The sequence below is a fragment of the Fluviicola taffensis DSM 16823 genome (assembly GCF_943372375.1).
Taxonomy (GTDB): domain Bacteria; phylum Bacteroidota; class Bacteroidia; order Flavobacteriales_D; family Crocinitomicaceae; genus Fluviicola; species Fluviicola taffensis_A.
The window spans coordinates 75,987-97,603 of the sequence record NZ_CALRYJ010000014.1 but is presented as its reverse complement, the minus strand read 5'-3'; the positions used below and the strand labels follow the sequence as shown (position 1 = coordinate 97,603).

The 21,617-nt window shown below is 39.4% G+C and carries 13 protein-coding genes; 6 read left to right on the top strand and 7 right to left on the bottom strand.

Translation table 11 applies throughout. The features are described from left to right. Positions 1 to 137: 137 nt before the first annotated feature. Positions 138 to 1,007, top strand: coding sequence for a sigma-70 family RNA polymerase sigma factor (locus tag AAG807_RS16940; RefSeq protein WP_341906503.1), 870 nt, complete (start codon positions 138 to 140; stop codon positions 1,005 to 1,007). On the opposite strand, the gene priA is transcribed toward AAG807_RS16940, so the two are convergent. The 4 genes from priA to AAG807_RS16920 form a co-directional block, all read right to left on the bottom strand. Next, positions 1,004 to 3,487, bottom strand: a complete 2,484-nt coding sequence (gene priA, locus AAG807_RS16935) for a primosomal protein N' (RefSeq protein ID WP_341906501.1) — start codon at positions 3,485 to 3,487, stop codon at positions 1,004 to 1,006. The two genes, AAG807_RS16940 and priA, sit on opposite strands and share 4 nt — an antisense overlap. A gap of 215 nt (positions 3,488 to 3,702) precedes the next feature. Then, a complete protein-coding gene (locus AAG807_RS16930; RefSeq protein WP_341906499.1) occupies positions 3,703 to 4,869 on the bottom strand; it encodes a hypothetical protein in 1,167 nt (388 codons plus the stop codon). Positions 4,870 to 4,947: 78 nt separating this feature from the next. Continuing rightward, positions 4,948 to 6,015, bottom strand: coding sequence for a VOC family protein (locus AAG807_RS16925; protein WP_341906497.1), 1,068 nt, complete (start codon positions 6,013 to 6,015; stop codon positions 4,948 to 4,950). Between the two features lie 184 nt (positions 6,016 to 6,199). Beyond that, positions 6,200 to 8,488, bottom strand: a complete 2,289-nt coding sequence (locus AAG807_RS16920; RefSeq protein WP_341906495.1) for a patatin-like phospholipase family protein — start codon at positions 8,486 to 8,488, stop codon at positions 6,200 to 6,202. A 123-nt stretch (positions 8,489 to 8,611) separates the two neighbouring features. Between AAG807_RS16920 and AAG807_RS16915 the strand changes: the two genes are divergently transcribed. Continuing rightward, the gene (locus AAG807_RS16915) at positions 8,612 to 9,760 is read left to right on the top strand and encodes a THUMP domain-containing protein (RefSeq protein WP_341906493.1); all 1,149 of its coding nucleotides are present in this window, start codon (positions 8,612 to 8,614) and stop codon (positions 9,758 to 9,760) included. On the opposite strand, the gene AAG807_RS16910 is transcribed toward AAG807_RS16915, so the two are convergent. The 3 genes from AAG807_RS16910 to AAG807_RS16900 form a co-directional block, all read right to left on the bottom strand. After that, the gene (locus AAG807_RS16910) at positions 9,757 to 10,788 is read right to left on the bottom strand and encodes a T9SS type A sorting domain-containing protein (protein WP_341906490.1); all 1,032 of its coding nucleotides are present in this window, start codon (positions 10,786 to 10,788) and stop codon (positions 9,757 to 9,759) included. The genes AAG807_RS16915 and AAG807_RS16910 overlap by 4 nt on opposite strands. Positions 10,789 to 11,008: 220 nt before the next feature. Next, positions 11,009 to 12,298 (bottom strand): citrate synthase, encoded by a 1,290-nt coding sequence (locus AAG807_RS16905; protein WP_013687488.1) that lies wholly within the window; start codon positions 12,296 to 12,298, stop codon positions 11,009 to 11,011. Between the two features lie 179 nt (positions 12,299 to 12,477). Continuing rightward, entirely contained in the window at positions 12,478 to 14,640 is a 2,163-nt protein-coding gene (locus tag AAG807_RS16900; protein WP_341906487.1) for a S9 family peptidase, read from the bottom strand. Positions 14,641 to 15,041: 401 nt separating this feature from the next. Here AAG807_RS16900 and AAG807_RS16895 point away from each other — a divergent pair, with 401 nt between their 5' ends. The 4 genes from AAG807_RS16895 to AAG807_RS16880 are packed head-to-tail and all read left to right on the top strand — an operon-like array spanning position 15,042 to position 21,617. Further along, positions 15,042 to 15,956: a lamin tail domain-containing protein gene (locus AAG807_RS16895; protein WP_341906485.1), complete on the top strand. Its 915-nt coding sequence runs from the start codon at positions 15,042 to 15,044 to the stop codon at positions 15,954 to 15,956. A gap of 41 nt (positions 15,957 to 15,997) precedes the next feature. Then, on the top strand, positions 15,998 to 18,730 hold the full coding sequence (locus AAG807_RS16890) for a TonB-dependent receptor plug domain-containing protein (RefSeq protein WP_341906483.1): 2,733 nt from the start codon (positions 15,998 to 16,000) through the stop codon (positions 18,728 to 18,730). A 14-nt stretch (positions 18,731 to 18,744) separates the two neighbouring features. Continuing rightward, entirely contained in the window at positions 18,745 to 20,907 is a 2,163-nt protein-coding gene (locus tag AAG807_RS16885; protein WP_341906481.1) for an endonuclease, read from the top strand. A 2-nt stretch (positions 20,908 to 20,909) separates the two neighbouring features. Then, positions 20,910 to 21,617, top strand: a complete 708-nt coding sequence (locus AAG807_RS16880; RefSeq protein WP_341906479.1) for a 5'-nucleotidase — start codon at positions 20,910 to 20,912, stop codon at positions 21,615 to 21,617.

The window sequence follows — 21,617 nt, the reverse complement described above, 5'->3', positions numbered from 1 at the left end:
TAAGCGAAATCTTCGCTGATTCACACAATTTGTTAGTTTAAACAAACCGTTTATTCATTTAACATTTTTTGATTGCAACCAACACAACTAACTGTATCTTATAATCGTTATATTCATGTAAATCAATTGTAAAGACCATGAGACAGTTAAAGATTGTAAAGCAAGTTACAAATCGGGAGACAGCATCTCTTGATAAATACCTTCAGGAAATTGGTCGCGTTGAATTAATTACTGCTGACGAAGAAGTAGAATTAGCTAAACGAATTAAGGCGGGGGATAAGAGAGCGTTGGAACGTTTAACGAAAGCTAATTTAAGATTCGTGGTTTCTGTTTCCAAACAGTACCAAAATCAAGGTTTATCACTTCCTGATTTAATTAATGAGGGAAATTTAGGTTTGATCAAAGCGGCAGAACGTTTTGATGAAACAAGAGGATTTAAATTTATTTCGTACGCAGTTTGGTGGATTCGCCAATCCATTTTGCAAGCATTGGCTGAGCAGGCGCGTATCGTAAGACTTCCTCTAAATAAAATTGGTACAATTAATAAGATCAATAGAGCATACAGTGAATTGGAGCAGCTTTATGAACGTCCTCCTTCAGCGGATGAATTGGCTGAATTCCTGGAGTGCTCAGTAGAAGATGTTCGTCAGTCGCTGGCAAATACTGCAAGACATTTATCAATGGACGCACCATTGGTAGATGGAGATGAAAGTTCATCCAGTATGTATGATGTATTGCCGAATGATTCGCTTCCTAGTCCTGAAAATGAATTGACGAAGGAATCATTGAGAAAAGAAATCGAACGTTCACTTTCATCCTTGTCAGGAAGAGAAGGGGACGTTGTCCGACTCTATTACGGATTAAACGGAAAACATCCTCTCACCTTGGAAGAAATCGGAGATCTATTCGATTTGACAAGAGAGCGGGTAAGACAAATAAAAGAAAAAGCGATTCGACGCTTGAAACACACATCCCGAAGCCGGATGCTTAAATCATACCTTGGTTAAGCGGGATCGACGTCTGCAATAAGTCGAATAGGTTTAAAATGGGGAACGCTGAAAAATTGATCCGTCAGCTCATGTAAGCGTTCCTTTACTTTCTTTTGTGGAGCCTCGTGCTCAATTTTTAAAACAATTTCTTTCAAATAAAAGTTCTGAATCCTCGCAATTATTGGGGATTCAGGACCCAAAACACGTTCGTGGAATTGTTCCTTCAGCAATTTACTGAAATGAAGTGCTCCTGCTTCAACCAAATCACGGTCCCGGTGCTTCAATGTAAAGCGAATCAATTTATAAAATGGTGGATAATGATAATTTCGTCGTTCAACTAGTTCATTGATAGCAAATGAATCATAATCATGCTCCATTACTTTTTGAATAACCCAATGATCCGGGTTTCCTGTTTGGATAATTACCTTGCCACGCTTATTTCTCCTGCCTGATCTTCCTGCAACCTGAGTCATTAACTGGAAAGCGCGTTCAAACGCTCTGAAATCGGTCTTATTCAGCATTAAATCGGCATCCAGAATCCCAACAAGGCCAACATGATCAAAATCCAAGCCTTTCGCGACCATTTGAGTTCCGATCAAGACATCGATTTCCCTCTTTTCAAATGCCTGGATCAATTCCAAGTGGCTATTTTTGTTTCGGGTGGTATCCAGATCCATTCTGCCAATTTTCGCATCTGGAAGAATTAACGATAGATCATCTTCGATTTTCTCCGTTCCAAACCCTAACATTTTCAATCGGTTACTTCCACAAGCCGGGCAGGTTCCGATTGGATTTGTCTGATAGCTGCAATGGTGGCATTTCAAGAGGTTCGAATGTTTGTGATAATTCAAAGTCGTATCACAATTGATGCAATTCGGGCTGAAACCACAAATTTCACATGTCCAGATAGGAGTATAGCCCCGTCGGTTTTGGAAAAGAATGACCTGTTCCTGATTTTTCAGGGTTTCAATGATGTTTTCCAATAAGAATTTGGAAAAATGACCATTCAGACTTTTTTGTCTGCGTTCCTCCTTCATATCAGCACACAGAATTTCCGGAAGCCTGACTTGTGAAAAACGTTCGGTCAGCAATACATGTCCGTATTTTTTGTCGCGTGTGTTTTGAAAAGTTTCAATGGAAGGAGTTGCCGAACCCAAAAGGGTTTTGGTTTTGAAGTAATGGGCCAGAACAATAGCCATATCCCTCGCATTGTACCTTGGAGAAGGATCATGCTGCTTGTAGGAAGATTCATGTTCTTCATCTACAATCACCAATCCCAGGTCTTGAAAGGGCAGGAAAATGGCAGAACGGGCACCGACAACCAACCGAAACTGTTTCGGATCATTTTGCAATACTTTATTCCAAATTTCAACCCGTTCATTGGAATTGAATTTCGAATGGTAAACTCCGATTTTTTCGCCGAAGTATGCTGATAAACGTTGGATCAGTTGAGTAGTCAAGGCAATTTCGGGAACCAGGAACAATACCTGTTTTCCTTGATCCAACACTTTTCGGATCAGCTCGATGTAAATTTCTGTTTTTCCGGAACCGGTAATCCCTTGAAGTAAGACGGTGTCTTTTTCCTGAAAGCCTGCTTCAATTTCATGAAGTGCAGTTGTTTGTGCATCGCTGAGGACAGGAAAGGTAAACTTACTTTGGTCCAGGGAACTGATTCTGGAAATTTCCAGACGCTCGGTCCGCAAAACACCCTGTTTTTCCAATGTGTTTATCGCAGATAGTGAACATCCGTGTTCCTCCAATGATTTCCGAAGTATAGGAGTGACCTCTCCAGCGTGAAAACCTCCAAGTTGAAGTATTTTCAATAGGACAAGTTCCTGTTTCTGTGTTGTCTTTTTTTGTGCAAGTTGTTCAAACAGCTCGTTCAGGATCGCATCTGATCGGTAATTCTCATGGATTACCACAAATAAGCCTGTTTTTGGTGTGAATTTATTGGAAACCTCTTCCAGAGTCAATACAATGTTCTTTTCAAGCAGTGTCTTGATTAAAGGCTGGATTGTCTTGAGTCCAATAATTTCGGAAATTTCTTTTAAGTCGAGCGTCTCTTTGATTTCCAATGCTTCCACAACCAGGTATTCCCGATCAGTCAACGGGGTATTTTCACTATCGAAATCCGGGTGAATGACAATTTTTGTCTCACTTGCCAATTTGAAATTCGCCGGAAGGGCTGCATTCATGACATCACCGATTGGAGCCATATAATATTCAGACATCCATTTCCAAAAGGAAAATTGTTTTTTGGTTATGAGGGGCGTTTCATCCAGAATATGCTCAATATACTTTGCCTGATATATACGGGGCGCTTCCTGATGTATTTTCGTAATAATCCCCGTATATAGCTTTCCTTTCCCGAAAGGTACAATCACTCGGAGATAATCTTGAATGAAATCATTCATTTCGAATGGAACCCGGTATGTGAATTCCTGACTTAATGGAATGGGTAAGATGACGTCAACGAAAAGAGTAATACGCTCGCTCATGAAACAAATTTAATGAACTAAAAACAAAAAAGAGCTTTTTGAATGGCGGATAAAATTTACTTCAGGAGAATAATTACTTACTACGGATGCAAAGGATAAGTGTACACTTATCCCATAAGTCTATAATTCGTCAGATAGGGTTGGGGGATAAAGAAAAAATCCCGCTATTCACTTGAGCAAATAAACGGGACTTTATAAGTTTTAATTATTATTTCTTACTGGCAAACCCAAGACTCACCATTATTGATATCAATCGGGTTATCGCTACAGAATAATAGCAATCCGGTGATTGGTCCTGCACACAATTCTTTGATAGATAAATAATCAAGTGCGCGTTGGTTTGGCAATGTCGGATTGAATTTCAATTTATCTTGCTTGTTTGTCATTCGGGAACTGAAAATCCCAATTACCGGACCTCCATCTGTTCTTGTCAAATTTGTAAATGTCGGTTTGTTTTGAGCTAATGAAGAACTTGGTTGATTGACTAAAATGTATTTACTCAAATCTTCAGAACCTCCGGTCATAATCAATCGGATAGAAGTCATCTCACGCTTCGTGATACTTGCATCATTGGTGCAATTTTGTTTTACTAAGTTATAGAAGGTTTCTCCACTGGCAACAAAATTGGATGTACTCCCTTGAATTTGGTCCCCATTTAGCTCTCCAACTTTCCAGATAAATGATTTTTGTACGGGTACTCCATTGAAATACTCATTGAAAAAGAATTGAATACGTGCATCAACAACTTTTGCATTTCCGACATTCGCTTTCAAACTTGCAGAAGAATACTGCTTAATACCATTTACCGTTTTTACGAATGAATAATTTCCATTACCTGAAGGAGAAGTAATTGACATTCCGGTAACCAGTTTGGTTTCACCATTCACGACAATTTGACCGCCATTAACGTCAGCGATTATTTTGTATGTGGCTTCATCTTTTAAAGCTGTTAACAAATTTTGATCCCCGATATTTGGAGGATTCAAACTGTTATAAGAATCTGTTTGGAAGTAATATACTTTTTGATTCGGGCTATAAAAAGCTCCGGGAACCTTGTTTGTTAAAATCGTATCTTTTAAAGTCCAGGTTCTGATTTTTGTAAAAACATTATTCGGAGGCAAAGATGCCCACTCTTCAATTTTGATATCTACATTTTGAAAATAACTGGAATCTTCAATTTGAGCAACCTCCAAAGAATTATTTGAACCACCGAAAGTCCGTGTGATTTTCACATAATGCAAGGAATCGTTTTTATCCAATAATCCGAACAAAACAGGAGTTTCCACATGGTCTCCGGCAAAATCGATATCGTCTTCACAAGACGTGATCAATACCAAAGAAGCAAGGAGGATGGAATAAAGTGAAAATTGGAGAAATCTCATAAGTATACAATTTGATTCAAAATTACAATTTAAAATGATAAGATTATCGAATTAAAATCAACAGAAGCTACTGTTGAATCAATCTTTTACTCGATTGAATCTCATTGCTCTGAGCATCCAGTTGGGTAAAAATGCTCCAGGTTTTTTATTCTTCAGATGAATATACCAACCCAGTTTTTTCATCACCGGAACCTTATGTGTTTCAACAAATTCGATCCAGGTACCGTCCGGATCTTCAATATAGCTGAATCTTCCGCCAGCTTCACCCATGTCAAAAGTCTTTCCTGAATCAACGGTGAAAGGGAAGCCCAGTGCTTCGCATTCTTTTTGCAACTCATCCATTCCCTGTACATCAAAGCACAAATGAATGAATCCCCAATCTCCCCAGAAACGATTTTTGAAGATGGATTTTGCATCTGTTCTATCCACTGCTTGAACCAATTCAATTTGAGTTGGACCCAATAATTTTGCAAATGGACCTTTCCGGTCTTCAGAATGTTGTAATAACACCCTTCTTACTTTGTGATTTCCATTTGGAATCGTATTGAAAGCTTCAAATGTGTCCGTTACGTCGTAGACAATTTTGTCGTAGCCTAAAATGGTCTGATAAAGCGGCAATGCTTTCTCTATTGAGCTGACTCCGATCATTGATCCGGCAACACCACCTGTTTTTCCTTCGAATTTGGTATCCATGAACCATCCTGAACCTTCCACGATATCAAAGAGGTTACCATTTGGGTCCTCCACCAGGAAATGATAGCTCCCATTAGGCAATTGCTGAGGCTCAGATAATACCTTTGCCCCCTTTTTTACTAAAAATGCATGAGTCGCCTTAACATCTTTGGATTTGATCCTACAAGCGAACAAACCAAAGTCGCCCAAAATAATCGGTTCCGTACTTTTTTCAGTTGGACGTGAAGTGAATTGCCAAATTTCAAATCCACCGCCACTTTCCATGGAGAGGGCTAAAGTAGCAGTTCTGGAATGAATCACTCCACCTGTGTATCGCGTCATCAAAGGCGCTTCAGCCGCTTCTTCAAAAATGCGCACATCCACACCAAAGTGTTCTCTATACCAACGCCAAATTGATTGAACATCGGGAACACCGATTCCCATTTGCTGAATACCACAGATGATTTTTGTCATTTTTTGCTTTTTGTATCCTGACATTTATCGTCAGAGATTGAATTTGATGCGAATTTAATGGTTCTGACCTTATTTTGAAGAAGTTTGTATTAGAATTTAAGTTCAAAGAGTTCAAATGTGGGATGGTTATTCTGATTTTACTCTTCACGCTCCATTGAACTTTTTTAACCTTTGGAACCTGTTCCTAACGGAATGCCCGCTCATGGAAAATGATAAAACCATAAGTGAATTGGAATGTCAATGGACTTTTTTGCTTTGGAAAATAATTTAAAGATGCTCTTATCGGACCTAAAGGAGAGTGATAAATAGCTGATAAAGATGCTACCTGGGATTCTCCTTTGAATGGTTTGGAGTATCCAAAGGATCCGTCATCATTTTTTGTAATGGAAATGAAAGGTTGATACCAATATCCATCTACCCGGAGATCGATGTTTTTCCGAAGTGAAAAGATAATGTTTAATCCTCCTCCAATGTATTGTGGTGAGCGGTATTCAGTGAAAAAATAAGTTTGCAGATCAGGTAAGGGCTGGAAAGCATTCATGTTTAAGATCGTTGCAGTATAATTTTTCAGTAAGGAAAGATTGGTAATACTTGCTAATCCGTGTACTCCAAAGGAAAAATACTTCGTACTCAGAGGGAAACTTTGGATTTCACCGCGGATATTGAACCAATGGTGACCATTTCTATAATCGTACGGCTCAAGGGAAGTTGACCCCGCGACACTGTGTTCCTGGGCGTCGCTGTAAATAGCTTTAAATTGGGCAAGTGTTCCCGATGATGCCCATTGCTTCCTGTTTAACGAATTATGTTCCAATGTCAAGATCAAGGTGTTTCCAAATAAAATGGTTCTATCTGTTGTGTCTTTATTGGTAAAATCGGAGCTTTGGTAGTAGCGGTCCTGAGTTTCAAAGTGCCTGTAGTCCAAGGCAAATTTGGAGTTGTTAAAGATGGGGAGTTTGATTCCACCGCCCAGATATGCCTCATTTTGAACCAGGAAGGATGGTTTTTCGACATCAAAGAAAGTGGTGAAACTTTTGAAATAATCCCACCGGTTAATCACACCGTAAAAACTAGCGGAAATAGGGTAGTAGGACGGAAAATGCAAATCGACATTGGCTCTTCCCGAATTGTAGAATTTACCAAAATATCCACCTGCTTGAATAGTGCTCGCAAAACGGTCCAATCGCATGTAATTCAACTGGACAAAACCGGTGTTTATCGCTCTTGTACTTACAATTCCTCCCAAATCTATCCGGAATGGTTTCGATTCAGTGACTTTGATATTCAGAGCATAAGTTGAATCCGGCTTCGCTTCCAGCGTAGGGTATAAGTATTTGATTTGGGGTGTTGCATACGTTCTGAAATAACGTCGTTTGAAACGCATTCCTGAAATCTCTTCTCCCTTTTTGTTTTTCAGAATGGATTTTCTGATATAGCTTTCATCCAGTCCAGATTTATTGGAGGTGTTCACTTCCGAAATTACCAAGGGGTGGACACTTGCCTTGAAATCTGTTCTCCGTTTATTTAATTCCGCAGTTGAAATTCTAGCATCCAACATTTTCTTGATACTGTCCATCATGGCGATGGTGGTATTGTATCCTGCATCAATTGCTTTATACACTTCATCAAAATCAAAGGTGCTGATATTTGATTTCGGCTCAATGATAATTCCTGATTCACAAGGTATTTTAAAAGAAGTATGAGTCACCAGCATATTTGTCAGCTGGCTGATCAGATCGTCTTCTCTTGGTGGCGATGCATTATAGGAAACATTACTTCCAATGATGAAATCAACAGGGAAACTATTGTACATGACATCAGAAGGAAAGTTGTTATAGAGTCCACCATCGAAATAAAGCACCCCATTGATTCGAATAGGATTGATATAGAAAGGGAAGGTCATGGAAGCCCGGACAGCTTCGTTTAATTGACCATTTGAAAAGACAACTCCTCTTTTTGCTACAATGTCACTGGCTACACATCGGAAGGGCACAAAAAGACTGTCGAAATCATATTGTTGGGAAGCGCCACTGGCACCAAACAAACGGAGCATCTCAAAGTCCAATAATTCAGGTCGGATAAAGTTTGTTGGCAATGATTTAGTGAAAAGACTATCCAGTGAAAAGGGAAAACTGATTCCGGAAGCATTTTCATTGTCTTCCCGCAATAAAAATTCATAGCGCTGTTCAATCGCACCTTTGGACATCAATTGAAATTTATTGCTTAGCACATAATCTTCAATTTCTTTCGGAGAATAGCCGCTGGCGTACATTGCACCAACCAATGCGCCTGATGAAGTGCCAGTAATGTAATTGATTGGAATATTATTTTCTTCGAGCGCTTTCAGTACGCCGATGTGAGCAAAGCCGGAAGCACCACCACCGCTTAATACAACTCCAACCCCTTGGGATTGAGCAAATAAAGGGGTAATGCTTAAGAATAAAATGATAGTTAATCGCTTTGCTAATTGCATTAAACTCAAAAGTAATTTTTTTTTACCTAAACGCATCTTGTTTTGCTTTATTTCTACGCTATTTAGTAAAAGCTCTGACCTTTTATCTACTTTTGCCGGGTTATCAATAATTGAATTCGCTTTATGAAAATAGTACTTAAGACATTTTACGGTTTAGAGGATGTACTCGCTGACGAACTGAATGAACTGGGTTTTCCCGATAGTACAAAACTGAATAGAGCTGTTCAGATTGAGGGTGACTGGAAAGATGTATACTTTCTGAACCTGCATGTTCGCTGTGCAATTTCCGTTTTGGTCGAGTTGCGAAAATTCCCTGTTAAATCAGAAAAAGATCTTTATACGGAAGCATCGAAAATCAACTGGTCTTCTTTATTTGACGTAAAGAAAACATTTGCAGTAAAAGGTGCTGTGAATTCGAGTCTTTTCAATCATTCCCAATTTCCATTTTTATTAATCAAAGATGCGATTGTGGATCATTTCAGGGATGTGAAAGGAGAAAGACCGGATATCAATGTGAAGTCACCGCAAGTTGTTATTGACTTATACGTTCGTGAGAATGAAGGAATCATTTCGATCAATACAAGTGGTTTACCTTTGTTTCAAAGAGGTTATCGTCAATCAACCGGTGATGCACCTTTGAACGAAGTGGTTGCTGCAGCTCTTTTAAGGATGAGTGAATGGGATAAGAAAACGACACTGATCGATCCGTTTTGTGGTTCAGGAACCATTCTGATCGAAGCGGCATTGCTTGCAGCAGGAATTCCGTCCAACATCGAACGAACTCATTATGCGTTCAAGAACATGGCGAATTTTGATTCTGATTTGTGGGAGGAGATCCATTCCAAAGCCAATAAAGTAGTGAAAGAACTTCCATGTACCCTGATCGGTGGAGATATCGATTCCCAAATGGTGATGAAAGCAAAACGAAATCTGCGAGGTTTTTCATTCGGAAGATTTGTAGATGTGCACAATGCTGCTTTGGATGAGTTCCCGTTTCCGGAAGGTCCGGCTTTTCTGATAACGAATCCTCCATATGGCGAGCGTTTGGAAACAGATGCTGAAGAACTGTACGGAACATTGGGAAGTATCATGAAACACCGCCTGTTGGGTTATACCTGTTTTGTGATCTCTTCCAGTGAAGCTGGTTTCAAATATCTGGCATTGAAACCGGATAAGAAATACAAACTCTTTAACGGAGATTTGGAATGTTCTTTCAGAAAATACTCCATCTACGAAGGTTCCAAAAAAGGAGTTGAACGATCGGAAGATTAAGGAGTGACAACGATTCGTTCGGAAATTACTTTTTCATTGTCGAAATAAACGAAGGTGTAAACCCCGACCGGCAAGGACGAAACGGTAATTTCGTTGCTTTCTGTTGAAGAAGGCAAGGCGATTTCCCTTCCGGAAATATCAAACAGTTTTGATGCAAGCAAGGTTTTAGAATCCCCTGTGATTTGAATTGTCCCGTTTGATGGATTGGGATAAATCGTCAATTCATTGATTTTTTTCGGTTTAACCGATCGGATGTCGTGATATCTTGTGAGTCCGTTGAAATCTGTTTGAGTTAATCGATAATAACTAACGACATCTAAGTAAGGATCGTAATCGTAAATTTTGTAATGCAATTGCTCGAAACTGGTTCCGGCTCCTTTCATGTAGGCAATCGGTTCAAAGTGAATTCCATCCAGGCTTCGTTCAATGGTGAAGAAATCGTTATTCAGTTCTGTTTCGGTCCACCAATCACATGCAACTGCATTATTATTTTCCAAAGAAACTTGAAATGAAGTTAATTCTATTGGAAGACTACTCATGCAATTCACACAAGTTGCGCCGCTGGAAGTTGTTGAATAGGTAATAATTTCATCCGCACGGTTTGCTGTACCTGAAACAGTGATCGTTCCCGGACCGACAAGTGTATAACTGTCATCCAAAGTTGCATTACCGGTTCCGCTTTGAAATGCTTTTCCACCACCTGAAATGTCTACTTTCATCTTGTCACCGCTGTCACCTCCGGAAGCAGAACAGGAAGATCCTCGTGGTCGCATGGTTGCAGTAACGGTATATGTACATCCGTTCGGTACGGTAATATTCACAGACATACTCCTTTGCCCTCCCGAGCAGTCTCCGCTTACGGCCGGTGAACAGTTCGGACCACCTAAACTGGTTAAATTACAGCCGGACAAACAACCACAACCTGCTCCGGTAACTCCAATTGTACCGGAAGGGCATTGTGAGAACACGCTGGAATTGGAACCAATCCAAAAAAATGATAAGAGCGCAAGATGTAGAATTTGTTTCATTGCAATAGGAAAAATTAGTAGTCCATTTGAATAAAACAAAGGTATAGTAACCGTTTAGTGGATTGTTTATTAGTAAGTTATGTTATAGATAAATTTAAAATGAAACTAAATTGATTTTGTTTAATTCTATTTAAACAGAATGTTATTAATCCATAAGAATGAAAAAGGTCGGGGTGAAAAATTTTTCACCCCGACCTTTTTTGTATTTTAATTTTAAATCTTATCCTCTTTTTGCAATCGGAACGTACTCTCTTGTAGTTTCTCCTGTATAGATTTGTCTTGGACGACCGATTGGTTCTCCGCCTTCTGACATTTCTTTCCATTGTGCGATCCATCCTGGTAAACGACCCAATGCAAACATCACTGTAAACATTTCAGATGGAATTCCAAGAGCTTTGTAAATGATTCCGGAATAGAAATCTACGTTCGGATACAAGCTTCTTGATTTGAAGTACTCATCTTCCAATGCGTATTTCTCCAATTTTTTAGCGATATCCAATAATGGGTCATTGATTTTCAATTTCTCCAATACGTCATCTGCAGCTTTTTTAATGATTGTTGCACGCGGATCGAAGTTCTTGTAAACGCGGTGACCGAATCCCATCAAACGGAATGGATCATCTTTGTCTTTTGCTTTCAATACCCATTTGTCCACATCGCCACCGTCGTTATGGATTTTCTCCAACATTTCGATTACTGCCTGGTTAGCACCACCGTGAAGTGGACCCCAAAGAGCAGAAATACCTGCAGAAATGGATGCGTATAAGTTTGCTTGTGATGATCCAACGATACGAACTGTAGATGTAGAACAGTTTTGCTCGTGGTCAGCATGTAGGATCAATAATTTATTTAAAGCGTCAACAACAACCGGATCCACTTTGTAATCCTCCGTTGGCATTGCAAACATCATGTATAGGAAGTTCTTTACATAATCGTACTCATTCTTCGGATACATGAATGGGTGACGCATCGAGTTCTTATAAGACCAAGCAGCAAGTGTTGGCAATTTTGCTAACAAACGTAAGATTGTTCTGTTCTTTTTCTCTGCACTTCTATTTGGATCCAATGATTCAGGATAGAAAGTGGAAAGTGAACAAACCATGGAAGACAAAACTCCCATCGGGTGAGCCTGAGCAGGGTATGCCTCAAAGAATTGTTTCATGTCTTCGTGTACCAAAGTGTGTTTGGTGATACTTGAAATGAAATCATCCAATTGAACTTGAGTAGGTAGTTCACCATAAATCAACAAGTAGGCAACTTCAATAAAAGTAGCGCTTTCTGCCAATTGCTCAATCGGGTAACCACGGTAACGAAGGATTCCTTCCTCACCATCTAAAAAAGTAATGGCGCTGGTAGTAGCACCTGTGTTCTTGTAACCCGTATCTAAGGTTACATAACCTGTTTCTTGACGTAGCTTTGAAATGTCAATAGCCAATTCATTTTCAGTACCTTGTACGACTGGGAATTCGTAAACCTTCCCATCTAATTCGATTTTCGCAATTTTGCTCATGATGATCTATAAGAGTGTTATCTAACAATTTTTTATTAGCCGCACTAAATTAATAAAGAATTGAATACGGTAATGTGCAAGTGCCAATCTTTTTTTTGCTAAAAAAGTATAGCTAAAAAGCCCTGTAGATTCTTTTCTACAGGGCTTCATTTTTTATTCTAAAATAGAAGGAGTTATTCCTACAGGTTCTTCATGGTGTATTCCAACATCATCGTGAAAAGGTGGTTTCTTGTATTCCCACCGTAAATACCATGATTTTTATTTGGATAAACGAACAGATCGAATTGTTTGTTTGCCTTTACCAAAGCGGTAATGAACTCCATGGTATTTTGGTAATGTACATTATCGTCTGCAGAACCATGGATCAAAAGGAATTTCCCTTTCAATTTGTCTGCATGGTTTACAGGAGAGTTATCATCGTATCCGCTGGCGTTCTCCTGAGGCGTTCTCATGAAACGTTCTGTGTAGATGTTGTCATAGTATCTCCAATTGGTGACCGGTGCTACTGCAATTCCCATTTTGAAAACATCCGCTCCTTTTGTCATAGCCAGAGAAGTCATAAATCCACCGTAGCTCCATCCCATGATCCCAATTCTGCTTGGATCAACGAATGATTCTTTTTGAAGATTTTTAGCTACTGCAATCAGATCTTCGGTTTCCAATTTACCTAATTGCAAATAAGTGGATTTTTTGAATTTCGCTCCCTGAAATTGTGTCCCTCTGGTGTCCACACAAAAAACGATGTATCCCTTTCGTGTCAATAATTGGTGGTACAGGTAATTTGCTCCGTCATAATCATTGGTAACCATGTTGCTTCCCGGTCCACAATAGACATTAAAATAAACAGGATACTTTTTATTCGGATCAAAGTTTGCGGGTTTCATTATCCAGGCATTCAATTTTCCTGCAGCACCATCAACTTGAATGAATTCTTTTTGACTGAAGTTCATACCGTTAAACTTATTCTGAAGTTCGGTATTTGCTTCCAACACTTGAAACTCTTTTCCGGTACGGTCACAAAGTGTATAGCTTGGAACCGTGTTTGCGCTTGAACTTGTCCGGATGAAATAGTTAAACCCGGGTGCAAATTCCGCTTCGTTATATCCGGTAGCTTTTGAAATCAGTTTCTTGTCCGTTCCTTTCCAGTTAATGGAATAAAGTAATTTGTTGATTGCCCCGTTTTCCGAAGAGGAATAGAATACGGTCCCTTTCTTTTCGTCAATTCCATATAGGTCAATCACGTCCCAGTTACCGGAAGTAACCTGACTTAGTTTTCCGGCAAAAGTCAGATGATAAATATGATTGTATCCGTCTTTTTCAGAAGTACGAAGCATGGAAGCTCCATCTTTCAATAAAATGACATTGTCAGCATCTAAATAGGTATCAGATTGCTCCTCGTAAAAGATCCGGTCGGTCGGAGTTTCCGGATTTGTTACCAAATGGTATTTCACCTGACTTTGGTGACGGTTCAGTGTAGAAACGAATACTTCATTTTTGATTGGTGACCATTGAAAGCGAGGTAAGTATTCGTATTCACCCAAATTCACAGCTTTTATAGTTGCCGTTTCACTGTTTGCAATGTGAAAAGTTACTTTCGAATTCGCTTCTCCTGCTTTTGGATATTTGAATGTGTATTCCTCCGGGTAAAGCGGTCCGTACATTGCCATTTGAAACTGCTTCACTTCAGTTTCATCAAAACGCATGAAAGCCAGGTATTTGGAATCAGGTGACCATTCGAATCCTTGCGTGATTGCAAATTCCTCTTCATAAACCCAATCAGTTGTTCCGTTGATAATACTATTTTGTTTTCCGTCAAACGTGATTTGCTTGTTGGTGTGATTCACCAGGTCGTATACAAACAGGTTATTGCCTGAAACATATCCCAATTTGGTTTCGTCAGGAGAGAATGTTCCCAATGTTTGAGCAGCATCCGTATTACTTACTTTATATGTTTCCTTGGTTTGGATGTTGTAGGCGTAATAAGTGGTGGAATAACTGTGTCTGTATATGGAATTCGTATTTGCCTGAACCAATAACCATTTTCCACTTTTGCTCAGTTTGACATCATCAAACTCCAATTTCTTACCATTAAATTCAATTGCTGATAAATTTACCAGAACCGTTCCGGCACCTTTGTAGTCTTTAAATTGATACTTCTTCAAGAAGTACTTGTTGTCTTCTTCAACGATCTTGGTAAAAGACTGACCATCACTTAAAGCGGTGAAGCCTTCAATACGGTTGGGGTAAAACTCCCCCGATTTCCAAATGCTCTCAACAGTCAGGTTTTGAGCATATCCAAACGAGATGATACAGATAAAGGAAATGAATAATTTAATTCTCATACGATTGTGTTTTGGGCAAAAATAACCAAAAAGTGTTCCGAAGGAGTGAATTATTGATGAGTGGTGTAAAATAGTTAACGGCTTGTTTAATATGAGGTTGATAGAATGAAGGCTACGTGTATAACCTTAGTTGATTGTTAACAATTATGTAATGTTGGAATAGATAATTTCGTTTAACTTTGCCTCGTAAATTTCTGAATGTTATCCTTGATGCTGTGTTTTATGCAGACTGAAACCATTTAGAAATGCGATATTTGGTATAATGAAATAGAAATGAATCGTATCCATAATAGCAAAGACTTCTCTCGGAGTGTTTGGAGCTATTTTTCGGCAATGGAGCCGGATGGATTCGTTGTACCACCACACTGTATTTTATCTGTAAATTTAATAATCGATTAGTTATGAAAAAAGCATTACTATTTTTAGGTATGTTGTCTACTGCCGTTGCTGCTCAAGCACAAAACTGTACGGAAATTTTTATCTCTGAATACGTTGAGGGAAGTGGAAACGATAAAGCGGTAGAGTTGTATAACCCAACAGGTTCAGCAATTAGTTTAACTGGTTATAGAATCGAACGTTTTTCAAATGGAGCGAACACTTCAAACGCTGGAGGTGTAACAAATCTTACCGGAACAATTCAACCGTATTCTACGTATGTAATTGTGAATGGTCAAACAACTACTCAACCGAATTCACCTGCAGCTTCACCGGCTTTACAGGCAATGGCAGATCAATTGGATGGTGCTTATCCTGCTCCAACTTACATGAATGGAAATGATGCAATCGCTTTGTTCAAAAACACAGTGATGATCGATTTAATGGGGAAAATTGGTGATGCAGCTATGACAAGTGCTTACGGATGGGGTGATCAACCTCCATACGATGGGTCAGTTGGTCGTGTTTGGACAGAAAACCACACATTGGTTCGTAAAGCATCTGTTAAAACAGGAGTTACTGTTAACCCGGATCCGTTTATCGTAAACCAACAATGGGATTCTTTGCCAAAAGATACTTGGACAAACTTAGGGGCTCACACATGTGATTGTTTCCTAAGCGTTGGTGAGAACAAATTGAACACGGTTTCAATTTACCCGAATCCTTCTGCAAACGGTGTTCTTTACATCAATACAAACAATGCAATCGAAACAATCGAGATTGTTGATTTGCTTGGGAAAGTGGTAGCGAAAGAAGTTAAGAACGACCAAAGCACAGCTGCAGTTGTTACATTAACTGATAAATTAAGAAAAGGATCTTATTTGGTAAGAATCAACTTTACTGATAAATCTTCTTCTCAACAAAGCATTATAATCGAGTAATTCAGAAGTTCTCTATATTATAGAATGTTTTTTTACTGATTATGAAAAATCTGCTATTGATTTGTTGTATGTTCATCGGTGTGTCCGCTTTTTCACAAGAGAAGGTAATGCTGAGTGGGGTGGTAACAGATCCAGAAACGAATGAACCTGTTGTCGATGCACTTGTTTTATGTGATTCAATCTTGAAAGCAAAGACAGACGTCGATGGAAAATATACGTTCCAAGTCTCGAAGAATACGAGCCATAAGATTACAATGGACTACTTTGGTTTTGATAACTATGAGGCTGTTGTAGCGGTTGGAAATACAGATTATGTTCATGATTTTAAACTGAAAGTGAGCGATAACATCATTGAAGATGTGGAAATTGTTCGTGATGTTGCAAAACTGAGAGAAACACCAATTGCGTTTTCAACCATTTCTGCAAAACAGATTGCGGAAGAATTGGGAACCCGTGATTTACCGATGATCCTAAACTCTACACCGGGTGTTTATGCAACCGAGCAAGGTGGAGGATCCGGAGATTCCAGGATTTCCATTCGTGGATTTGATCAACGAAACGTAGCAGTTTTGGTGGACGGTGTTCCGGTAAATGACATGGAAAACGGTCAGGTATATTGGAGTAACTGGGACGGTTTGGGTGATATCACGAAAACAATCCAGGTTCAAAGAGGATTGGGAGCTTCCAAACTTGCAATTACTTCAGTAGGAGGAACGATGAACATCATTACCAAAGGAATTGACCAGAAGTTTGGTGTTCATGCAAAAGGCGAAGTGAACAGTTACGGACTTTACAAAGCATCATTCGGATTAAATACGGGGATGATGAAAGGTAACTGGGGAATTTCAGTAGCTGGTTCCAGAAAATGGGGAAGCAGTTATGCTGATGCAACGTATGATGATGCTTGGTCTTACTTCTTCAAGGTTCAGAAGAAATTAGGTAAGCATTTATTGAGTTTCAGTGTGAATGGTGCTCCTCAGTCTCACGGTCAGAGAACAACCAAATTACCGATCTCTGTTGTGGATGAGAAATTAGCGAAACAAGCCGGAGTCGACTACCAGAGACAAATCGATTCTGTAGCAAATACAAGTAACTTATATTATACCACGTCGGCTATTGGTGCACGAGGAAACAAGTATAACCCGAACTATGGAATGATCAACGATGAGATTTTCAATGAAAAGGTGAATTATTTCCACAAACCGCAATTCAATCTGGCTCACTCCTGGAACCCGAATAATAAGTTCAATTGGACAACAATCGCTTACTTGTCTATCGGTAAAGGTGGTGGAACTTCGATGAAGAACACCCCGGCAAGAGATACGACAACCGGTTTGTATAACTTACAAGGGATTTACGATCAGAATTCGACTAGCTTTTCTAATTTGTACAGTACAACAGAGCATTCTTCTTCCAATTATTTGCGTTCTGCAAACAACGACCACAAATGGGTTGGATTGATCTCTTCGGTATCTTACAAAGTGAATAATAACATTTCAACACTTTTTGGTATCGATGCACGATATTACAGAGGAAGCCACTACCAGACGGTTTATGATCTGATGGGGGGAGATTATGCCATTGACAACTCAGACAAAAATCAACCGAAAGGATTGGCAAATCTAAGTTATGCGATGAAGCGTGAAGGTGATAAGGTGTCTTATTACAATGATGCAATCGTGATGTGGGGAGGAGCTTTCGGTCAGATCGAATACAAAAAGGATAAATGGTCGACCTTCTTGACAGGATCTCTTTCTGAAACGGGGAATCAGCGAATTGATTACTTCAAAAAGAAAGACCTTGTTTTCGAAGATACCACGATGGTTCAGGCGGTTGGATACGGGGATACTGTTACTTATAAAGGAAATAAGTATACCAACCAATCTTCCGAAGCAAGAACGGCAACTACAGATAGAAAATGGTTCTTGGGTGGAACAATCAAAGGAGGGGTGAATTACAATATCAACAAGAGTCACAATGTTTTTGTAAACCTTGGATACTTGAGTATTGCTCCGAAAATGAATACCATCTTTGATAACAACAATTTACCGTTCCTGGAGGCGAAAAACCAAAAAGTGGCTTCTGTGGAGGTGGGATACGGATACAAAAGCAAGAAATTTGCTGCGAACTTAAACTTGTATTACACCTTGTGGAAGAACAAACCACCGCAATATACGCCTTCGGTTGTTACCCCGGACGGAACATTCTCTTACAATATCAACGGACTGGACGCATTGCACAAAGGAGTTGAAGTGGATTTCAATTACAACATCACCAAAAAGATCAATTTAGAAGGTGTTGTTACGGTTGCAGACTGGAAAACCATTTCCGGATCAAAAGTATACATCGTGGATAACAATGGTGTTCAGGTTGATTCGGTAGATTTTAGTGCAAAGAATGTACACGTAGGAGATGCTGCCCAACTTCAGATCGGAGGTTCTGTCCGATATGAGATCATCAAAGATTTATATGTCAAATTAAGATATACCTATTTCGGAAGAAACTTTGCTAATTTCGATCCATTGGCTCTTGTAGGGGCAAATAAGGATAGAGAGTCATGGCAAATGCCGAGCTACGGATTATTGGATTTTAACGTAGGATATACTTTCAGATTATCTAAAGTGTATTTTACATTGAATGGTGGAATAATGAATATTCTGGATAAGATATACATTACCGATTCACAAAATGGGGCAAACTTTGATGCCAGTTCAGCGACGGTTTTCGTTGGGATGGGTAGAAGATTTAACCTGGGCTTAAAAATAGGAATTTGAAACAAATGAAAAAAATGAGAAAGTCGATTTTTTTAGTACTGTTATCAGCTTTTGCTTATAGCGTATCGGTAGCACAAGCGGTGTTACCAACAACTTGGAGTTTTACGACAACGACATTGCCTGTAGGTTGGACAGAATCCGGAACAGCGTTTTATACTGCTTCGGGGAATACACCTCCGGCAATGAAATTTGATAACACTGGTGACTATATGATCATCAATTTTGCAAGTGCTCCGGGAGCATTGACTTATTATTTGGCAGGAAACTCTTTTTCAGGAGGAACATTTACTGTAGAAGAATCTGCAAATGGTACAACTTATACTTCTTTGCATGCTCATACAGCGCCTCCTGCTGGAGTATATCAGATGTACACAGATGTACCGAATTCATTGACGCGTTTCATTCGTTTCATTTACACGAATAAGGTAAGCGGAAATATCGGATTGGATGATGTGAATATCGCTGTTGGTGCAGCAACACCGGCTCAAGAGATCAACGTGAAATATGCCGGTACAACAATCGTTTCCGGTGGGACTCAAACAGTGAGCTCTCCGGTTGCAACAATGACTCCGTTCGCATTCACAGTTGAAAACTTAGGAACAACAAACACATTGAATATTTCAAGTGCTGTTATTTCGGGAGCAAATGCTGCTGACTTTTCAGTTGCATCTTTCCCTTCAACAGTTGCAGCAACTGCAAACCAATCATTGACTGTGAATTTCACTCCGGCAATGGCTGGAACAAGAACTGCGGTCTTGACAATCAATAGTGATGATTCTGATGAAGCAGCTTACGTAATCAATTTGAACGGTATCGGTGGTAACTTTGCTACTGAACCGGCTAGCCAACCTACAAATCTTGTTTTCTCGAATGTGAAATCATATAGAATTACAGGATCTTTTACAAGTACAACTGCAGATGGTTATTTGGTATTGCGTAAAAAAGGTTCTGCTATCACCGGAACTCCTGTTGATGGTGCAGTTTACCAACGTGGAGATATGGTTGGAGATGGTCAGGTTGTTTATTCAGGAGCAGGAACTACTTTCCTACCGAACAACATCGTGGCAAGTACAGGATATTACTTTGTAGTTTATGCTTACAATGGTGCAGGAACTTATAGAAATTATTTGACAACTGCTCCTTTGGCGGGAAATGTGACTTCTTCCGGTTCGATGCAGCCTGTAGGTTATTATTCTACAATCTCTACAAGCAGCCCTACATTTGTTTCAGACTTGCATAATTTGGTTAATCCACACCAAATGCAATTCTATAGCAACTATGGAGCATTGATGGTAGCTAAGTTTGCTGCACGTGATACCACATTGGATCGTCGTGTGATTACATGTGTTTACAGTGGTGAAAATAAGATCTATACGGAGCCATTTGACTTTACAGCAACAGGGTATAGCCGTGAGCATACATATTGCCATAGCTGGATGCCGACAAACCCTGCAGATGCACTTCCGGAATACAATGATTATCACCATTTGTTCCCAACAAACCAGAACAATGCAAATGCATTGAGAAGTAATTACCCTCTAGGGAAAGTGGTAAACCAGACTAGCACGTACCTTGGGTGTAAATTCGGAACGGATGCAAATGGTCATCAGGTTTTCGAACCAAGAGATATACACAAGGGAGATGCTGCAAGAGCAATGATGTATGAAGCGATTTGTTATACAACAGTAAGTGGAAATAACTGGGGATTCCCGAATCCGATCAGCGGTTCTATTCCTTACGGACAGGATCAGGCAATCTTGAAACAATGGAACTTACAGGATATGCCGGATGCATGGGAAATTTCAAGAAACGATTATATCGATTCATTGCAAGACAACAGAAACCCATTTGTGGATAATCCGAACTATGCTTGTTTTGTGAATTTTACAAATATGAGTTACGAATCTTTAGGATGTACTGCGGATGTAGAAGAAGCATTATTGAACGGATTTATCTTGTATCCTAATCCTGTAACCAATGTATTGGTGATGAATGTAGATGCAACAACCATTACAGGTTACCAAATCATAGCAACGGATGGTAAAGTCGTGAAATCTGCTGATGGAATTAATCAGGTTTTGGTTGAATTGAATATTCAGGATTTGAAAGTAGGTTCGTATATTGTTAAAGTAAGAACGCCCTACGGAGAAGCACAAAAAACGATAGTTAAGAATTAAGTATGAAGAAACTAGTTTTTCTTTTTTTTCTAATAGGAGCAGGTCTTTCGGCCTGCTCTTATCATTTACAGATAAAGGGATCCAGACAAAATGTGGACGATTCAAGTAAATCATCTGTAGCAATGGACTCATTGGTAGCTCCCTATCGACGGGAGATGTTGAAGGAATTCGGTTTGGTAATTGGTGAAACAACCACTGACCTGGTTGTTGGAAGACCAAATTCATCCCTGGGTTTTTGGTTGTGTGATAAATTGATTGAGAAGTCAAAAGACAGTTCGTTCTTCAAAGACGAGCCCCTGGTTGCATTTATCAATAACGGTGGTTTGAGAGCGGATTTACCAAAGGGATCTATTACCGTTGGTGACATCTATAAAGTGATGCCTTTTGACAATCGGATGGTCTATTTGAAATTATCATTGGACCGCATTCCTGAAATGGAAGCTTATTTGAAAGAGAAAGGAGGAGAGCCCATCGGTGGATTCCGTCTGGTAAAAGGAAAGTTGGAATTTCCGGATAGCCTGGCTCAAAGCAAAAACTATTTTTGGGTGGTCACTTCCGACTTTTTGGCCAACGGAGGAGATAATATGTTCTTCTTTAATAATCCCTTGCAACGATTTGATACAAACATCCTCTTTCGGGACTTCATTATTGAAGCTGTTAAAAAAGAGAAAAAAATTGCTTTTTATCCAGAAGAAAGAATAAATTGGTAA